The sequence below is a fragment of the Brucella sp. H1_1004 genome (assembly GCF_047308065.1).
GTDB classification, from domain to species: domain Bacteria; phylum Pseudomonadota; class Alphaproteobacteria; order Rhizobiales; family Rhizobiaceae; genus Brucella; species Brucella pseudogrignonensis_B.
Genome location: NZ_JAYKZA010000001.1, coordinates 874,122 through 891,433 on the forward strand (window position 1 = coordinate 874,122; position 17,312 = coordinate 891,433).

Here is a 17,312-nt window from a genome sequence, read left to right on the forward strand (position 1 = left end):
TTATACTGCTCCAGCTGCAAAAGCTGACCAGCGACGCTTGCCGCGTCGATAAATTGTATCGGCATCGCCGCCAGCAAAAGTTCGGATTAGTGAAACGTTTGGATCGATGCGCTCAAACAATGCGATGCATCCATGCATGTCCGTGCATGCGCCGCTTTCTATAAATAATGTACCTGACTTCAAGCTGAAATCATAATGGATGCGGTAAGCCTTACATTGAAGTTCGTTGTGATAAGGATATTTCTCGAAGCATTCAGATGTATCGGGTAATTTACGCTCTGCCTGTCCAGTGTAATCTGATGGTCCTGGATGCCATTTGCCGTCAACTGGGCGCAGGTGTTCTTTGTTCATGTTGTTCTCCTCGTATAGGCGCACAAATCCGTGGCGCGGACCGCGCATGGTGTTTTTGGTTGGTGGTAGTGGTAGTAGGCTGCCTACGCGGCAGCTTCTGACATTGCAGCCCGTCTTGCGATGTAATCCGCAATGTAGATCACGTTGTCGGGGTTCCCGTCTTCATCAACAAAGGAAACCGGGAAAACAGTTTTCCCCTCTCGACGACGGCGATCATTGATCATCTGCAAAGCTTTGCCGTAATCTAGGGCGAAATCGCTCCCCGCAAACTCCTCAACCAAACTGGATAGCGATATCAGGATTTGCGTTTTCTCAAATGCATCATCGACGTAGACCGCAAGCATCCTCGGCCCATCAACCAGCTTGGCGACCAGGCGAATGTCTTCGCGAAATTCCGTTCGCTCAGTCAGCACAATATCCATGATAATTGAGCGAGCGGCGCGCCATCCTTCAATCTTAGTGATACTCGGCATGGTTACGCCACCTGCGCTGTAGAGTTCTGGTTCGCCGCTTGCCAAGTGGATGTAGCGGCACGCTCGTTGCGCCACGCGTCGAGATCGGCAACATCGTAAATAATGGTGCGCCCGAGTTTGAAATAGCGCGGACCTCCGCCGAAATGGCGCAGTTTGTCCATGGTGGATTTGGAAAGACCGAGATAAGCGGCGGCCTGCTTGACGCGAATGTTCTTCGTCATAACTTCTCCTCGTGTTTTGGCTTCTTGGCTGGTGAGGCCGGTGGTAAAATTAACATACCGTTTGGCGACGATTGTTAATGAGATGCGATTTATTTCTGTTGGTATGAATGAATATGCGTTCTTTTCATTTGGAAGTCAGCCGCACAAACATACCAACATTGTGCGGTTGACTTAATCGGCGCGGTCATCGGTCTGGTTCCATAGGGCGTAGCACTTTTGAACGTGTCGCTCCGAATACCCGAAGCGGTTAGCAGTCTCAGCCACAGCATGTGCGTATGTGCCGCCATCGTCCCGAAGCTGGTTAACCATTTCAGCAATGTCATACCAATCGCTCGGTAGAGCCGCAGCACCGTTTCGCAACGCTTTTGCGTCTCCCGGTTTGATTCCGACTGTCAATATCCATTCCGCTGCTAGCATCTGGATCGCGGGATCAGCTTTTCCACTTTCTAATACTTGAGCAAGCTTTTGCATCGCTTCCTCGACCCGGCCTTCAGAAATTGCAGATCTTATCGGTATAGCTGGAATGCTAAAGCTCTTCGGTAACGGCGCCATCATACACCTCCCATTGCAATTGCGATTTCGTCCGCGATCAGATCCGCAGCTCTTCGTACCGGGTCAGCAGCGAGATGTGCGTATTTCTCAGTTGTTTTAACATCAGCATGGCCGAGAAGCTTACCAAGGATTGGAAGACCAAGCCCACCTGCAGCTCCAACCGAGGCAAAGGAGTGGCGTAGGTCATGCAATCGCACACCGTCCAGACCAGCGCGCTTTGATATTGCGCCCCAAGGCCTCTTAAGATCGGCGCGGGGTTTTTCCTGTTCGGTGCCGGCACTTTCCGACGCGATCACATATTTTCCAACACGCGTTATTGCTTTTAGAACATCGATTGCAGCGGTTGAAAGAACCACGGTCTTCTTCCCAGTCTTGCTGTCTCCGAGAAAAAGCATTCCTCGTTCGAAGTCCACATCGCGCCACTCAAGGTGAAGAATCTCGCGCAGCCGGCAGCCAGTGAGAAGCAACAGACGGATTGCAGCAGTGACATGAGGAGAGAATTTAACCCTGCGGTTCTCCTCCTTCGGCGCGTGCTTCGATTTTTCTTTCGTAAGATCGACAGAGTAGGGCACACCAATCGTCTCAGCCTCTATCAGCGCAGCGCCAAGCGCGGACATTTCTTCCTTGGTAAGAAATCTCTCCTTCGATTGCTCTCGGTAACGCTCCACTTTCATCACTGGGTTGTGACCCTCCGGAACCAAGCCTTCGCCGTCAGCCCAGCCGTACATTGCAGACAAGACAGCAAGCGCGCGATTAGAAATCATCTTACCGCCCTTGTTGTCTTTTCGCTTTGAAATAGATGACTGCATCCGAGCTACATCTGGCCGCGTTACCATTGAACCGCGCATTGATCCGATATTGGGAACAATGTGCGTATCTATCACATGCTTGTAAAAGCCGGCGGTACTGGCTTTCCGTTTCGCTTCAACATGCTTTTCCAAATACAGTTCGGAAATCTCTTTAACCGTAAGCGCTCCACGCTCTTCGGATCTCGCAGCAGCCGGGTCTCCGCCGAGCGTTACACGAGCTAAAGTTCGCGCTGCCTCATCCCGCGCCTCTTCCGGCGAGTGCGTAGCGGGCGTCCCAATCTTGATGCGCTTCTTAGCAACACCACGACCACCGACTCCTGGACGGTATTCCAATATCCAAGACTTTACACCCGAGGGCATTAGGCGGATGCCAAAACCTTTCAAATCGGTGTCGTAGAAAATGGTCGGCTTTTCCACGATTGGAAGATTTGAAATGGCCTTCCTTGTTATCTTAATTGTTGGCACCGGCGACCCCTTGTCTTAGACCTCGAACTGCTGCTGTGTAGCCACCGTGTCGCCACCGAAGCGATTAATGGAGCTAAACTCACGGAAACAACATGATGCTGAGAACGAAAATAATCAAGGGATAACAATGTATTATGAAACATTCGGAAATGTTCTGAAACACAAATATTAATTCTGGGGGTCAAGGGGTCGTAGGTTCGAATCCCGCCGCTCCGACCATTAAATCAATGACTTAGCCCTCATAAGTCACTTATCTGGTTTACAGATTTTAGATTGGTTTACAGCAGTCGTTCTGCTTTCGATCTTTTCCACAGCCGCACTTGATACCAAATAGTGCTTCCTGATGATCGTTTCAGCATCCTTTTCCGAATGCCCTGACACTTCCGCGATGTGTTTAATCGACGCCCCATTCCGATAAGCAAGCGTGATAAATGTTCCTCTCAAGTCGTGGAATGTTTCCCCTTTTATCCCTGCTGCTGCGACAGCTTTTGCCATGATGACTTAAAGCCTGTGCCCACGGCTTGCCCTGCGCTGTTGTTAGAATAGGTAATCCCCCCGTTTTTAACGGGGCTCTGCAGTAGAATTTACGCAGCCATTTTTAGTTTCTGTGCGGGCGTTATGCCGCCGATACCCATATTAAGTCGTTCATTATTATACGTCCAGAACCATTGTGTAGCGGATTCCTGAGCCTCTTCAATGCTTTCAATGATGTGTTGGTCTAGCCATTCGTGCCGAACAGTTCGATTATAGCGTTCGACATAAGCGTTTTGTTGCGGCTTTCCTGGTTGGATGTGACTGATGGTAACGCCTTGTTTTTCAGCCCATTCCATCAGCTTGCCACTGACATACCCAGGTCCATTATCCACACGAATTGTGTGGGGTTTGCCGCGCCATTCGATGATCTGGTTGAGGCAACGAATAACACGCTCAGCTGGTAGCGAGAAGTCGACTTCAATGCCGAGCCCCTCGCGATTAAAGTCGTCCAGGACATTCAACAGCCGGAATTGCCTGCCGTCTTCCAACCGATCCGCCATGAAATCCATGGACCAAATCAAATTTGGCGCTTCGGGCACGGCCAGCGCATCAGGTTTGTCGCGCTTCAACCGCTTGCGTGGCTTGATCCTGAGGTTCAGTTCCAGCTCACGGTAGATGCGGTATATGCGCTTGTGGTTCCAACGACGCCCCCGGACATTGCGCAGGTAAAGAAAACAAAGACCAAAGCCCCAGTTCTTCTTCGCCCTCGTTAGCCCTATCAGCAGATCGGCGATCTGCTCGTTCTCTTCGTTCAGCTTGGCGCTGTAACGATAGCAAGTCTCGCTGACACCAAAGGTACGGCAGGCCAGTGCGATGTTGACCCCGCGTAGCGCCACGGCTTTCCTGGCCATCTCCCGGCGTTGAAATGACCGCGTAATTTTTTCCAAGAGCCTCTTTTAAAAGCTCTATCTGCATGCTCATCTCGGCATACATCTTCTTGAGCCGACGATTGCTGCGCCGGGCAATTGATTCACTGGATCAATTGCTTTCCCTGCTCCGATCCTCAAGAGCCTTCATCTGGCTGATCATCGACGCATCCATGCCGCCATACTTGGCGCGCCACTTGTAGAATGAAGCGTTGCTCATTCCATGTTCGCGACATAGCTCAGGTGCTGGAACACCACCTTCTGCCTGACGCAGGATTGCAAGAATCTGCGGTTCGCTAAATCTGCTTATCTTCATCAACAATCTCCTCGATCATAATGCCGAGAAAATTCTACTTTTGAACACTATTTATTCTTGGGGGGGATTACCAAGCGATGAATGTGGCCGTCTGCTGTTGTAGAAATGTAGTTATCTGCTGATGCCAGTGCTGGCCTCAGACATGGTTTTGTAGGCGTGAAGATAAACCTCTTCGTATTTGATTGACCGCCAGAGCCGTTCGACGAAGATATTCTCTCGCCACGAATCCTTGCATCCAATGAGATAGCGACCTCTGCGATCCGTGTTGAATATTTTAGGCCTTCCATAGCGGACCAGAGCTTCCTCAACCGCTTTGATGCAGAAGTCCGCCTCCATCGTTATCAACAGTCGCCATGACAGAACTCGGCGGCTGAACTATTCGACGAGAGTGCACAGATAACAAAACCGCGTGCCAGCGGAATATACGTTATGTCCATTGCCCACACCTGACTGGGTCTGGTGAGTTCTAGCTTACGCAGGAGATAGGGATGGATTTTATGCCCTGGTGCTGGCTTCGAAGTGTTGGGTCGACGGTAAATCGTCTCGATGCTCATCTTCTTTATTAGAGTAGCGACATGGAGTGCCCAAACTCAAGCCCTTCTCCTTTCAAAAGCCCTGCAACATCCGACTTCCCGCGAATGGATATTCCAGATGCAATTCATCAATCCGGCGCCTTAATGCCAGATCGCCATCCGATGCAGCGTGCGGTGAATAGTAGACACGGCTACGGCTGCCCCCCCGGAGCTTTGCCTGTCGTGCGACCGAAAGCTTGTGAGTACGCGCGATCATTTCCTTGCACCCAGCAATTCCGCCTTGGTCTCGTCGCCGAAAACACTGATCGCTCCCTCAAGAAGCTGATCTTTCTATTGCATTATTTGGTTCGCGTGCACGTCAAACTGCAGGGATAATTCCACTGGCGTATGCTCGCTTCGGATTGCAGCAAGCGCAACTTTGCCTTGAAGGCTGGGCTATTGTTTCGGCTGGGTCGTATCGTCATAGTATCTCCCGTTTCCAGCATCTAAGCCGAAGTCAGGCAGAATTTCCACTGAGCCTAGTTGGGCAGATTTCCCGAACCAATTCTAAGGATTATTGGATGTTTTTAAGAAACAAAAATGATGTCAAATACGAAGATTGCAGTAAAAATTATATTTGTTCAATTTGATTTATTATATTAAAATTTGTTCTTCTTATAAAGTATCCATAATAGATACAGGCCTCCCAATAGGCCTGTGGTTAGTCCAATCGGCATTTTGATGTTTAATGGAAAATGCTGCGCAAATAAATCCGCTCCAACAAGCAACACTGCTCCCATCAGCGCACTCGCAATCAACGGGACGCCCGGAGCGTGTGTCAGCCGACGCACAAGCTGCGGGGCCGCCAGCGCAATAAAAGCGATCGGCCCTGTGGCGGCAGTGGCAACTGAAGTGAGCGCCACTGCAACAAGCACCATCGCAAGACGTGTTGTCTCAACAGAGATACCCAATTGACGTGCCGCATCATCGCCCATTTCAAGCAAGCTGATGCGTTGAGCAAAATAGATGACAATTGGAACAACAAGGAAAAAGCCAATTACTGCCGGGATCGCATGGGACCATGTTCTGGTATTCAGCGATCCTGCGAGCCAGAGCTGAGCGGAGGCGGCCTGATCAAGATCTCCGGCGACAAGCAATATAGTATTGACACCTGAGAGAACCGCGCCAACACCAAGCCCGATCAGAATGAGCCTGTAACCGCCAGTCGTCCTGCCTTTCAAAGCCAGCAGGAACACAATCATGGCCGTTCCCAAACCCGAAAGCACTGCCGCAACTGCTGTTTCAAAGGGGCCAGCGTTAAAAAGAATGATTTGAACGATAGCTCCGGTCGCAGCACCCGTCGTAAAGCCGATAATGTCGGGCGAGCCGAGCGCATTGCGCGAGATCGACTGAAAAATCGATCCAGCCATGCCAAGCGATGCCCCCACGACAATCGCTGTTACAAGGCGGGGCAAGCGAACACGCATGATTATGCGCTCTGCGGTCGGGTTTGTTGCATCTCCAAACAGACTTTTTACGATTTCGCCGGGCGAAAATGACATCGTGCCGGTGCCAATGTGCAAGATGCCAAGCACAATCAAAACACATATCAGACTAACGCAAACGACCAGCGTGCGTGCTCTCCATTGGATAGAGATATTTCCAAGTCTGAAAACGGATCTGTGGCGATTGCTCATAGTTTTGACAATCGAAACTGGCGCACGATGATGATGAAGAATGGCCCGCCAATCAGCATCGCTATGATCCCTGCTGCGACTTCTGCGGGCGCGGCGACGACGCGCCCTACAATGTCCGCGCCGAGCAACAAAATTGCTGCAAACAATGCCGAATAAGGCAATATCCAGCGGTAATTTGGCCCGACAATGGTTCTTGCAAGATGGGGTGCAACCAGACCAACAAAACCGATTGGTCCAGCGCCCGCTGTTGCTGATCCTGCAAGAAGCATGACCGAAAAGCACGACAGGAACCATGTTGCATAGACATTGACGCCAAGTGCAGCACCCAGTTCTTTGCCAAGCGCAATGGCATTCAATTTGCCCGCAAGCGAGAAAGCAATCAGCAAGCCAATTGCGACGGAGACAGCCAATACCCGAATGACATCATAGCTTCGGCCTTCAACCGACCCCGCCGACCAGTTTCGGAATTGGTCCAGCACGTCCGTTGGCGCATTGATGATGACAATGCCGGTTATTGATGCCAGCACAACGGAAAGCCCCGCACCAGCCAACACCAGACGCACTGGATTGGTGCCCGTGCCATTGGCTTGTCCCAGAATGAACACGGCCACGCCTGCAAGACCGGCACCAGCAAAAGCGAACCAGACATATTGCACCATGCTTGTCAGGTTGAATGCCACGATCCCTAGGATCACAGCCACTGCCGCACCCGAATTGATGCCGAGCAGCCCGGGTTCTGCGAGCGGATTGCGCGTCACCGCCTGCATGATTGCGCCTGCGACGCCCAGTGCAAGACCTGCAAAAATGGCAACTATCGTGCGCGGAATACGCAATTCGCGAACGATCAGATGTTGATCATTATGCAGATCGGGCTTCCACAAAGCCTGCAAACTATCGCCAAGTGGGATCGTGCGGGAGCCGAGCGTAAAGCTCAAAATGATAGCGATAAACAACACCAGCAAACCCACACCCAGCCCCCACATCCGACGCTTACGCAGATATGTTGCTGTTACTCTAAAGGCGGTGGAGGGAGCGGCGTTTTCGGCAATCATTTACGGAAATTGGCAGCCACAATATCGATCAGTTGAATGCCGGAATAGTAATCGATCCTGAACGAGGTCGCGCCAAGCGGATAGACTTGCTTGCTTTGCACAGGATCAAGATTGGCTAGTACTGGATCTTTCAAAAATGCGTTCACATCGGCATGAAGACCACGTAGCAGGAATACACTTTTGCCGGTAATGGCGGCTGAAAGATTTTCATGCGAGATAAAATCAAAATCCGAACTGCGTGTCACCTGTCCGGCGAGTGATGCGGGAAGCCCTTCGACCTTAAAGCCAAGAGCCTGAAGAAGCTGCCCCTGAGCACTGTTAGTTTTGCCAATCGAATAGCTGTTGCCGATGTTATACCCCACGATCGTAATTGGTTCGCTGGGAGCAACCATTTCTGCGGCCACTTTGGCGGCATAATCGTCAAAACGGGCTGAGGCTGCCACGGCCTCCTGTTCAAGACCTGTCGCTCTGCCGATTTCGGCTGCAATGTCCTGCCAGCTCTGGTTGGAATAATTGACAACCATCGTTGGAATGCCCTGCGCTTTCAGCTCAGGATAATGCTGCAACACGCTGTCGGCGCCGGTTGCCGATGCAATCACGAGATCAGGTTCAAAGGCAATAATCGCTTCAATATCGAAATCGAGATTGGAGTAGAGAACCTCAACGCCCCGCTCGTCAGCAACTTTAGCCCATTGCGAGAAAAAGCCCTTATCATCACTAACAATGCTCGGTGTGGTCGCAGTAGTTGCAATCAACGGTGCATTGATCGCCAGCAGAATGCCTGTCAGGCTCGGCGCGGTCGAGACAATACGCAATGGCTTTGACTTTAATGTCAGTTCGCCCGAATAGTGCTTTATCGTCCGGGGCCAACTGTCATTTTGGGCGAGGGCAACTTTAAACGGCAGCATGAGTGTTGCAAGCATAACGAGAACTGAGGCGATGATTTTTAAGGGTTTCACGACCGATCCTTATCTGAGATCGTTATTCTGCGGTTCTGGCTAGTGAGGACACTTTGCTAAAATATGAATGTTGCGCTCCATATTGCAGAACGCATTCTACAATGCAATACGGGGCGATCATGACGAGCCGCAGATTTTCTACTTACAGCCGTTAGGACTCCAGACATGAAGCATCGCCTTCGCGCCGATACTGTTACGCTGAAATATGATGAACGCACTGTCGCGCGGGATCTGTCTGTGGCTATTCCGGATGCATCTTTTACGGTGATTGTTGGCCCGAATGCTTGCGGAAAATCAACGCTGTTGCGGGCGCTGTCACGTCTGCTGAAACCTTCAACGGGCAAGATTGTGCTGGATGGCGGTGACATTGCAAGCCTGCCAGCAAAGGAAACGGCGCGTCGGCTTGGGCTATTGCCACAAAGCTCGATTGCGCCGGAAGGGATCACGGTTGCTGATCTGGTTGCACGCGGACGTTATCCGCATCAGTCATTTTTGCAGCAATGGTCGGAAGCCGATGAAGCAGCTGTAGCACTTGCCATGGCGTCGACAAAGATAACTGAACTTGCCAACCGTCCGGTGGATGAGTTGTCGGGTGGGCAAAGGCAGCGTGTCTGGATCGCCCTGGTGCTGGCGCAAGACACGCCAATCCTGTTGCTTGATGAGCCAACGACCTATCTCGACATTGCACATCAGATTGAGTTGCTGGATCTTCTGGCCCAGCTGAACAAGCAGGGACGCACTGTCGTTGCGGTTCTGCATGAACTCAATCATGCATGTCGTTATGCATCGCATCTGATCGCCATGCGCGATGGTGCATTGATTGCGCAGGGGAAGCCCGCCGATATTGTGACAGAACAACTGGTCGAAGAGGTCTTCGGGCTGTCATCGGTCATCATCGCCGACCCTGTTTCCAGCACACCAATGATTGTGCCGAAAAGCAGTGCCTCCATTGACGAAGTAGCCTAACCTTCAGGCATCTCCAGCTTTGTATCGACGAGCAATCCGCCGGTTGATTCATTGACCATACAGGCTTCATGAAACAGCGCCCGGCGCTCTTCGTCGGTGCGCAATTGCCCAAGATCGGCGACCGTTGTCATCACACACACGATTTCGCCCTGTGCATCGAGCACGGGGGACGCCTGACCCGTGACGTTTGATAGGAGGTGACTGGTCATCTCATACCATCGATCTGCACGCACCTTTTCCAAAATGGCTTTCGACGGCGGCGTTCCGCGAAAATTCGCGGGCTGCACCTTGCGCACCGCATCAATGCTGCTCTTTGGCAGATAGGACTGGAAAACTAATCCGCAAGCCGTGTTGTCCACCGGCAGCGTATCACCGAGCGCCAGAGGATTGACCGAGAAATAAGCGCTGCGATACCAGCGCACCAAAGTCGGGCCGCGATCTGTCCAGATCGCAACCCCACCACTCATGGCGTGGCGCTGCGACAGAACCTTCATATGCTGCGCTGCGATTTCGACAGCATCGACCCGTTTCAATGCACCAATGCCAATGCTCAGAGCAGTTGGCCCAAGATCGTAAAAGCCACTGACCGGATCTTGCTTTGCAAGCCCTTCCTTGACGAGGCTCTGCATATAACGATGCGCGGTTGATCCGCCGGTGCCTGCACGCTTGGCCACTTCGCCAAGCGGAAGCTCATTTTCAGCATTGGCCAGAATCTTCAGAAATTTCGCAGCAATGGATACAGACTGAATTGTACCCGACCGTTTATCGCTCACGCTTTCCGCTTCATTGATCGAAACGCCATCTTGCTCTTTCAAATGCTTAGCCTCCCGCCAGACAGGCTTATACCCATCTGTCATTCTCTATTCCGCTGGCGCCATGTGTAGCGCGAACTGCGTTGAAAATCATACGCGACACAATGCGCATGCGATCACGACATGCACAACCCTGTGCTTATTGGCAGTGAAAATTCGAAGTGTTGCCGAAGAGCAACAGCCCCAAATCAGCTTGCATTCATACTGAATTGCGGTACGCATTCCTTATTGCGGAATTGAAATAACGCAGATAACAGAACATGAAATGTATACTCATGTTTTGGGGCTACCTATGAATATTCATTGTACCCGCGGCTTTCTCTATAGTGTCAGTGCACTGACACTGGTCGCAATGTCTGCAACGACCGCTTTCGCACAGGATCGCCAGAAGACGACGGAATCCAAAGGATTGGTTCTCGATACTCTGGTCATCACTGGCGAAAAGGTCGCCCGCGACATCAAAAATACGGCTTCTTCGGTGACGGTCATAACCGGCAAGGAAATCAGTCGCCAAAAGACAGGCGACAATTCGGTTTCCGAAGTTGTGTGCGGTACGCCGAATGTCGTTTACACAGATACGGTCAGCGCCCCTGTTATTCGTGGACAAGACACGCAGGGGCCGCACAATGGTCAGAATGTATTCTGGGGTGGCACTGTTCCGCGTGCAACTATCAATATGGACGGCCATTATCTGAATTATAACGAGTTTTATTACGGCGGTACGTCTGTTTGGGATGTAAACAATATTGAAGTGTTCCGTGGTCCTCAGACCACCTCCCAAGGTGCAAATGCCATTGCCGGAACGATTATAGTCAATACCAATGATCCTACCTTTGAACGCGAAGGCGCTTATCAGGTCGAAATTGGAAATTATAATTCCAAGCGCACGTCGATCATGCTCAATAGCCCCATTTACAAGGACGAGCTGGCAGCACGTTTGGCATTAGACTATTCGGGGCGCGATACATTTATCGATTATATCAGTCCCGCCTTCCAAACTGAAGGCACTGATCAAGCTTTCAAAGCGTTCACTGGTCGCCTGAAGCTGCTTTGGGAGCCAGCAGAAATTCCCGGATTGGTAGCGAAACTCACTTACTCACATGCGCGAAGCAATCGCCCTAGTCAGGAAGCCTCTTCAGGTAATTTTGAAGATCTTGAGCATTCGACAACCTCAATGCCAAGCTGGAAACAGGACACCAATACTGGCATTCTCGACATCAGTTATGATCTGGAAAATGGTTTCGAGCTGTATAATCAGACGCAATTCTCGGCTTCCGGTGTACATCGCCATACAGGCACTCCGACCTATGGGAAAGCCGATATTAATCAGAAGAATATTTCGAATGAGACGCGTGTAACATACGGCGATCAGGAAGACACGATCAGCGGTGTTGCAGGCATTTTCTATGCTCATACAAAATCGGATGAATTGCTCCTGCTTCAGGGAACCACGACATTTGATGACACGAAGACAAATCTCGGTCTCTTTGCTGAAACAAGCTACCGCATCACAGAGCAGTGGACTTTAACCGGCGGTTTGCGGTTCCAGCAGGATAGCATTGAACGCGTTGGCATTTCAGCGCTGACAACAAAACCCCTGAACTATGACGAAACGTTCTCGGCAGTTTTGCCCAAGATGTCTCTGGCATACGCGGTTACGCCTGAATTAACCGTCGGCGCCATGGTGAGCAAAGGTTATAATCCGGGGGGCGTTTCTCTTAATCTTTCTTCGCGTAACTGGCATTATTTTGAGGAAGAGAAGCTCTGGAACTATGAGCTTTTCACGCGCGCCAATTTGCTTGATGACAAGCTAACGCTTACGAGCAACGTCTTCTATATGGATTTCAAGAATGCGCAGTACAATATTCCTGTTGTCCTGCCTGATAACCTTGTTCAATCCTATACAATCAACGCTGAAAAAGCGCACGCTTACGGACTTGAGCTCGGCCTCGATTATCAGATACTGGATAATCTTGCTTTGAAAACCAGTGCAGGTATTCTCAGGACGAAAATTGACGAGATCACGAGCAACAATTCCTACAAGGACAACGAGTTTGCAAAATCTCCGGGATATATGTTCAGCGTCGGCGCGAGCTGGGATGCGACAGAGAAGTTGAACGTGTCGGGGCAAGTTCGTCATACCGATGGATATTATTCGGATATAGCAAACACCTCTATCTATATGGTTGATGCGTACACGATTGCGGATGCTCGTGTGAGTTACGACTTTCATGAATCAGTTCAACTCTATGGTTTTGTGAAGAATATTTTTGATGAGCGCACACCAACTTACTTACAGCAAAACCGCGGAATTGGCGGATTAGAGGCAAGCATGACAATGCCACGTACTTTTGGCATCGGCCTTAAAGGCAGCTTTTAAAGTGGTAGTGTAATGCTTGATCAACTGCGGGCTTCACGGCCCGCGGTTTTTGTCTTGAAAAGAAATCGGAGTTAAACATGACTGCGCGCAAAAAGCTCCATATTGGTATGTCTCTCGCCCCAACCTGGCTGAGCAATGATGGCTGGCGGCATGACAACAGTGACATTGAAGGCGTGTTTGGTTCTGATTTTTATGTCGATATTGCGCAGCGCGCTGAAGCAGCCAAACTCGATTTCGTATTTCGGCCTGACAATCTGTTTCTCAACAGTCAGATCATGGAAACGGCACCGGGTTTCGCAAGTCTTGATGCCACTGTGCTGATGGCAGCACTTGCGCGCGAGACCTCAAAAATTGGACTTTTGACCACTGTTTCAACCACCTTTATGACACCCTATGTGGTTGCGCGGCAGGTCCTGTCGTTGCATCATCTGAGCAAAGGCCGGGCGGGTTGGAATATCGTTACCGCACTCGACGGCAATGTAAATTTCGGTCTTGATGAAATGCCAACCTCAGACGAGCGCTATGCGCGCGCCGCAGAGTTTACGCAAATCGTGAAAGAGTTGTGGCGGAGTTTTCCGGGCTCCGCTTTGAAGCGCGACCGTGTCACTGGGCATTACGCCGACCCATCGCAAATCAAGCCGATAGATCACGAAGGCGATTTCTTTAAAGTCAAAGGCCCGCTCAATATTCCTTCGCTTGGAGAGGTTCCAATTCCACTGTTTCAGGCTGGAGCGTCAACAGCGGGACGCCATTTTGCAGCTTCGGTCGCAAATGGCATATTCTCTGCAACACCTGATATTGATGCGGCAACCAGCTTACGCAATGATTTGCGTTCGCTGGCTGAAGCGCAAGGTCGTAAAGCTGACGATGTTCGCCTGCTTCCCGGTTTGAGCCTATATCTTGCCGCTTCACGCGCAGAGGCTTGGGAGCTGTTTCACGATACGCATAAGCGCGGCGATCGCACGCGCAAGATTACCTATATCCGGGACATGACAGGGCTCGACCTGACTGATTGGCCTGAAGATCGGCCTATCAGCCCGTCGGATATGCCACCACCGCCGGAAAAAACCCGCAGTAAAACTCACGCTGGATTGTTGCAGCGGCTTCTTCTGAAAGAAACGCTCTATATCAACGACCTTTTGCGCCGCCCGGAAGTCATCAGCGCGGCACATTGGCAGGTGATTGGGACGGTCGATGATGCGGTAGAAGAAATCGAGAAGTGGTCAGATGCGGGAGCGATCGATGGATTTATCACTGCGCCCGGCGGTTCTACATCGTCAATGCATCTTGCGCTTGATGAGTTGATGCCGCGTTTGTCTGAAGTGGGGCTGCTGCGTTCTGACTATGCTGGCGATACATTTGCGCAGCATTTGGGTCTGGCATATTGATAAATTTTATGCGGGCAGCTTCACAAAAGGTGCTGCCCGCATGTAGAAGTTTAGATACCGGAAATTGAAGGCAAAGGCCCATCAACACTCATGGCATGGTCCAGCACACGTTGCAGATTAGCCGCGTGACGGAAGTCGGGCTGTAGTGCAATGCCATCGGCAACAGCTCTGGCAAAGCGCTGATAGTTCGTTTCGACTTGTCCTGCATCAATATCACGCCATGTCGCTGTTTCAATATCATCACCAATCGAGCCGCGCAGGCTTGAGCCTGTTGGTGTGTGAAGAACTTCAAGCGCACCTTTGTCGCCGTGGATACGCAGGCGCAGCTCGTTGAGATGGCCGGTTGCCCATCGGCTTGCATGGATGACGCCCAATGCTCCATTGGCATATTCGGCACTCATGACAAAGCTGTCATTCGCATCCATTTGATATTCGCCGATTTGGTTGTTCTCAGCTTTCTCAAATGTCTTTAGATGTGCAGACGCACGCTCGACATCACTGCCGATGGCATAAGATGCGAAGTCGAGAATATGAATGCCGACATCGCCCAGAACACCATTGGAGCCATGTTTAGTGGAAAGCCGCCAAAGCCATTTGCTTTCGGTTTTCCAGTTGCCCCATGCTTTTGATACCAGCCAGCTTTGCAGATAAGATGCTTCAAAATGGCGTATCTGGCCGATCTCTCCAGCGAGCACCATCTCCCGGGCTTTTTGGAGAGGAGCGACGTTGCGATAGGTGAGATTGACCATATTGATGATGCCAGCCTGTTCGGCTGCATCCGCCATTTCTGCCGCCAGCGCATAATTTTCCGCCAAGGGCTTTTCGCAAAAGACATGCTTGCCAGCGCCGATAAGCGCCAAGGTTGTTGGATGGTGGATCGCATCGGGCGTGACATTTGCCGCTGCATCAAACTCGCCCCATTCAATCGCATCTTCAAGCCGGGTGAAGCGGTTCTGGATATCGTGATTTTCAGAAAACGCATCAACGCGTTCTGCCGATACATCGCAAGCGGCAACGAGTTCGACGCCTTCAATCGCTTTGAAGGCTTCGGCATGGCTTTTTGCCATGCCGCCTGTTCCAAGAATAAGAAGCCTCATCATCCACCTCAGCGATAACCGGCTTCGCCAGCTTTGTGCAGTTTCGGGCCACGTTCTTCGATGGGTTCTGGTGCTTTGTCGACGGGCACGTTTGGTGCCGTATGAATGCCTGTCCAGGCAGGTTGTGGATTGTAAGCCCATTTAACCGAGTTGCGCAGAACAGTCTGCACATTGGCGTCATGATAGGTTGGATAGGTTTCGTGGCCGGGGCGGAAATAGAAAATGTTGCCAGCGCCACGACGCCAGGTCATGCCGGAGCGAAACACTTCGCCACCTGCAAACCATGAAATGAAGACCGTTTCGAGTGGTTCTGGCACCGAGAACTGCTCGCCATACATTTCCTCGTTTTCAAGGACGAAGTTTTCTTCCAAACCTTGTGCAATCGGATGGCCGCGATTGACAACCCACACACGCTCACGCTCGCCAGCCTCACGCCATTTCAAAGCGCATGGAGTCCCCATGAGACGCTTGAATATTTTTGAAAAATGGCCGGAGTGCAAAACGATGAGCCCCATGCCCTCAAACACACGCTTCGCAACACGTTCAACGATCTCGTCATTAACGCCGCCATGGTCCTTATGGCCCCACCAGACAAGCACATCGGTTTGCGCAAGTCGTTCCTCGCTCAGGCCGTGCTCCGGCTCCTGCAAGGTTGCGGTTGTCGCTTCAATATCTGCATCGCCATTGAGGCTTGCAGAAATTGTGTTGTGCATACCATCCGGATAAATCGAGCGGACGGTTTCGTTGATCTTTTCGTGAACATTTTCACCCCAGACGATAGTGCGAATAGGCACGATTATTCTCCTTGTTTTGGCGTTGCCGCATTGGTCATTGAACTTGGGAGGTCTGCGTCAAATGCGCGGCCTTTTTCATCGAAGCGATGAATATTTTCTCCAGAGGGGGAGATGGAAAGTGTCTCGCCAGACTTGCGCGATACCACGCCGTTTTCACGAACCACAAGCGGCTCCTCAAGGCCGAGATCGATATAGACATAGGTGTCTGAACCCAGAACTTCTGTATGAATTACGCGCCCGGTCCAGCGTCCATCCTTTGGCACAATTTTAAGGTGTTCAGGGCGCAGTCCGATAGTGTGTGCATTGAAACCTCCCGCATGGTCGCCAGTCAGGAAGTTCATTTTGGGTGATCCGATAAACCCGGCGACGAACAGCGAATTCGGCTTTTCATAAAGCTCGAGCGGCGTTCCGATCTGCTCTACACGGCCATCACGCAAAACACAGATGCGATCAGCCAGTGTCATAGCCTCCACCTGGTCGTGGGTCACATAGATCATGGTGGTGTTTTCCATGCTCTGATGGAGCTTTGCGATTTCAAGCCGCGTTGCTACGCGAAGGGCTGCATCGAGATTGGATAAAGGTTCATCGAACAGGAAGACTTTGGGATCTCGCACGATGGCGCGACCGATGGCAACACGCTGACGCTGGCCACCGGAAAGCTGGCGGGGGAGACGCTCCAGATAGGGGGTGAGTTGCAGCATCTCGGCGGCACTTTGAATGCGGTCTTTGCATTCCTGCTTGGTTTTTCCGGCAAGTTGCATACCAAAGGCCATGTTTTGATACACTGTCATATGCGGATAAAGCGCATAGGATTGAAACACCATCGCAATGCCACGCTTGGATGGGCTGAGGCTGTTAACCACCGTTCCGTCTATGGACAATTCGCCGTCGGTAATTTCCTCGAGACCCGCGATCAGGCGCAGCAGTGTAGACTTTCCGCAGCCAGACGGTCCGACAAAGACCATAAATTCGCCCGGGCGGATGTCGAGATCGACGCCCTTGATGACGTCAAAATTGCCAAAAGATTTGCGCACATTGCGCAGTTGAAGTTCGGCCATTGGTTAAACT

Annotated in this window: 16 protein-coding genes and 3 pseudogenes; 3 read left to right on the top strand and 16 right to left on the bottom strand. The window is 51.2% G+C overall.

Going from position 1 to position 17,312, the window contains the following annotated elements; translation table 11 throughout:
• The 12 genes and pseudogenes from U2P60_RS04335 to fepB form a co-directional block, all read right to left on the bottom strand.
• A complete protein-coding gene (locus U2P60_RS04335; RefSeq protein WP_413571487.1) occupies window positions 1–351 on the bottom strand; it encodes a hypothetical protein in 351 nt (116 codons plus the stop codon).
• Window positions 352–434: 83 nt separating this feature from the next.
• Entirely contained in the window at window positions 435–824 is a 390-nt protein-coding gene (locus tag U2P60_RS04340; protein WP_413571488.1) for a hypothetical protein, read from the bottom strand.
• A gap of 2 nt (window positions 825–826) precedes the next feature.
• Window positions 827–1,045, bottom strand: a complete 219-nt coding sequence (locus tag U2P60_RS04345) for a helix-turn-helix transcriptional regulator (RefSeq protein WP_413571490.1) — start codon at window positions 1,043–1,045, stop codon at window positions 827–829.
• A gap of 171 nt (window positions 1,046–1,216) precedes the next feature.
• Window positions 1,217–1,600 (bottom strand): hypothetical protein, encoded by a 384-nt coding sequence (locus tag U2P60_RS04350; protein ID WP_413571491.1) that lies wholly within the window; start codon window positions 1,598–1,600, stop codon window positions 1,217–1,219.
• A complete protein-coding gene (locus U2P60_RS04355) occupies window positions 1,597–2,871 on the bottom strand; it encodes a tyrosine-type recombinase/integrase (protein WP_413571492.1) in 1,275 nt (424 codons plus the stop codon). The genes U2P60_RS04350 and U2P60_RS04355 overlap by 4 nt, the downstream gene beginning before the upstream one ends.
• Window positions 2,872–3,117: 246 nt before the next feature.
• Window positions 3,118–3,366, bottom strand: a complete 249-nt coding sequence (locus tag U2P60_RS04360) for a hypothetical protein (protein ID WP_413571493.1) — start codon at window positions 3,364–3,366, stop codon at window positions 3,118–3,120.
• 89 nt (window positions 3,367–3,455) lie between these two features.
• Window positions 3,456–4,587, bottom strand: a pseudogene (locus U2P60_RS04365) (IS3 family transposase).
• 114 nt (window positions 4,588–4,701) lie between these two features.
• A pseudogene (locus U2P60_RS04370) lies at window positions 4,702–4,818 on the bottom strand (IS3 family transposase); the annotation flags it as partial.
• Window positions 4,819–4,848: 30 nt separating this feature from the next.
• A pseudogene (locus U2P60_RS04375) lies at window positions 4,849–5,605 on the bottom strand (DDE-type integrase/transposase/recombinase); the annotation flags it as partial.
• Between the two features lie 153 nt (window positions 5,606–5,758).
• Complete coding sequence (locus U2P60_RS04380; RefSeq protein ID WP_413571494.1) at window positions 5,759–6,796, bottom strand: FecCD family ABC transporter permease; 1,038 nt, start codon at window positions 6,794–6,796, stop codon at window positions 5,759–5,761.
• Complete coding sequence (locus tag U2P60_RS04385; protein ID WP_413571495.1) at window positions 6,793–7,848, bottom strand: FecCD family ABC transporter permease; 1,056 nt, start codon at window positions 7,846–7,848, stop codon at window positions 6,793–6,795. Before U2P60_RS04385 ends, U2P60_RS04380 begins: the two co-directional genes overlap by 4 nt.
• On the bottom strand, window positions 7,845–8,807 hold the full coding sequence (gene fepB, locus U2P60_RS04390; protein ID WP_413571496.1) for a Fe2+-enterobactin ABC transporter substrate-binding protein: 963 nt from the start codon (window positions 8,805–8,807) through the stop codon (window positions 7,845–7,847). Before fepB ends, U2P60_RS04385 begins: the two co-directional genes overlap by 4 nt.
• Before the next feature lie 165 nt (window positions 8,808–8,972).
• Here fepB and U2P60_RS04395 point away from each other — a divergent pair, with 165 nt between their 5' ends.
• Window positions 8,973–9,773: an ABC transporter ATP-binding protein gene (locus U2P60_RS04395; protein ID WP_413571497.1), complete on the top strand. Its 801-nt coding sequence runs from the start codon at window positions 8,973–8,975 to the stop codon at window positions 9,771–9,773.
• Here U2P60_RS04395 and U2P60_RS04400 read toward each other — a convergent pair.
• Window positions 9,770–10,630, bottom strand: coding sequence for an IclR family transcriptional regulator (locus U2P60_RS04400; protein ID WP_413571498.1), 861 nt, complete (start codon window positions 10,628–10,630; stop codon window positions 9,770–9,772). The two genes, U2P60_RS04395 and U2P60_RS04400, sit on opposite strands and share 4 nt — an antisense overlap.
• Window positions 10,631–10,877: 247 nt before the next feature.
• Here U2P60_RS04400 and U2P60_RS04405 point away from each other — a divergent pair, with 247 nt between their 5' ends.
• Both U2P60_RS04405 and U2P60_RS04410 read left to right on the top strand, forming a co-directional pair.
• Window positions 10,878–12,965, top strand: a complete 2,088-nt coding sequence (locus U2P60_RS04405) for a TonB-dependent receptor (protein ID WP_413571499.1) — start codon at window positions 10,878–10,880, stop codon at window positions 12,963–12,965.
• Window positions 12,966–13,042: 77 nt separating this feature from the next.
• Window positions 13,043–14,353: an NtaA/DmoA family FMN-dependent monooxygenase gene (locus tag U2P60_RS04410; RefSeq protein ID WP_413571500.1), complete on the top strand. Its 1,311-nt coding sequence runs from the start codon at window positions 13,043–13,045 to the stop codon at window positions 14,351–14,353.
• Between the two features lie 50 nt (window positions 14,354–14,403).
• Here U2P60_RS04410 and U2P60_RS04415 read toward each other — a convergent pair whose 3' ends face one another.
• From U2P60_RS04415 to U2P60_RS04425, 3 genes are read right to left on the bottom strand one after another with little or no spacing between them, the layout of a single operon-like run.
• On the bottom strand, window positions 14,404–15,450 hold the full coding sequence (locus U2P60_RS04415; protein WP_413571994.1) for a Gfo/Idh/MocA family protein: 1,047 nt from the start codon (window positions 15,448–15,450) through the stop codon (window positions 14,404–14,406).
• Window positions 15,451–15,458: 8 nt separating this feature from the next.
• Window positions 15,459–16,244, bottom strand: a complete 786-nt coding sequence (locus U2P60_RS04420; RefSeq protein ID WP_413571501.1) for a ThuA domain-containing protein — start codon at window positions 16,242–16,244, stop codon at window positions 15,459–15,461.
• Between the two features lie 2 nt (window positions 16,245–16,246).
• Window positions 16,247–17,302, bottom strand: coding sequence for an ABC transporter ATP-binding protein (locus U2P60_RS04425; RefSeq protein WP_413571502.1), 1,056 nt, complete (start codon window positions 17,300–17,302; stop codon window positions 16,247–16,249).
• Window positions 17,303–17,312: the final 10 nt, after the last annotated feature.

What these genes read in the sequence shown, in the direction of transcription:
- U2P60_RS04335 (WP_413571487.1), bottom strand. Translation starts at nt 351, where the DNA reads ATGAACAAAGAACACCTGCGCCCAGTTGACGGCAAATGGCATCCAGGA.
- U2P60_RS04340 (WP_413571488.1), bottom strand. Translation starts at nt 824, where the DNA reads ATGCCGAGTATCACTAAGATTGAAGGATGGCGCGCCGCTCGCTCAATT.
- U2P60_RS04345 (WP_413571490.1), bottom strand. Translation starts at nt 1,045, where the DNA reads ATGACGAAGAACATTCGCGTCAAGCAGGCCGCCGCTTATCTCGGTCTT.
- U2P60_RS04350 (WP_413571491.1), bottom strand. Translation starts at nt 1,600, where the DNA reads ATGATGGCGCCGTTACCGAAGAGCTTTAGCATTCCAGCTATACCGATA.
- U2P60_RS04360 (WP_413571493.1), bottom strand. Translation starts at nt 3,366, where the DNA reads ATGGCAAAAGCTGTCGCAGCAGCAGGGATAAAAGGGGAAACATTCCAC.
- U2P60_RS04380 (WP_413571494.1), bottom strand. Translation starts at nt 6,796, where the DNA reads ATGAGCAATCGCCACAGATCCGTTTTCAGACTTGGAAATATCTCTATC.
- U2P60_RS04385 (WP_413571495.1), bottom strand. Translation starts at nt 7,848, where the DNA reads ATGATTGCCGAAAACGCCGCTCCCTCCACCGCCTTTAGAGTAACAGCA.
- U2P60_RS04395 (WP_413571497.1), top strand. Translation starts at nt 8,973, where the DNA reads ATGAAGCATCGCCTTCGCGCCGATACTGTTACGCTGAAATATGATGAA.
- U2P60_RS04400 (WP_413571498.1), bottom strand. Translation starts at nt 10,630, where the DNA reads ATGACAGATGGGTATAAGCCTGTCTGGCGGGAGGCTAAGCATTTGAAA.
- U2P60_RS04405 (WP_413571499.1), top strand. Translation starts at nt 10,878, where the DNA reads ATGAATATTCATTGTACCCGCGGCTTTCTCTATAGTGTCAGTGCACTG.
- U2P60_RS04410 (WP_413571500.1), top strand. Translation starts at nt 13,043, where the DNA reads ATGACTGCGCGCAAAAAGCTCCATATTGGTATGTCTCTCGCCCCAACC.
- U2P60_RS04415 (WP_413571994.1), bottom strand. Translation starts at nt 15,450, where the DNA reads ATGAGGCTTCTTATTCTTGGAACAGGCGGCATGGCAAAAAGCCATGCC.
- U2P60_RS04425 (WP_413571502.1), bottom strand. Translation starts at nt 17,302, where the DNA reads ATGGCCGAACTTCAACTGCGCAATGTGCGCAAATCTTTTGGCAATTTT.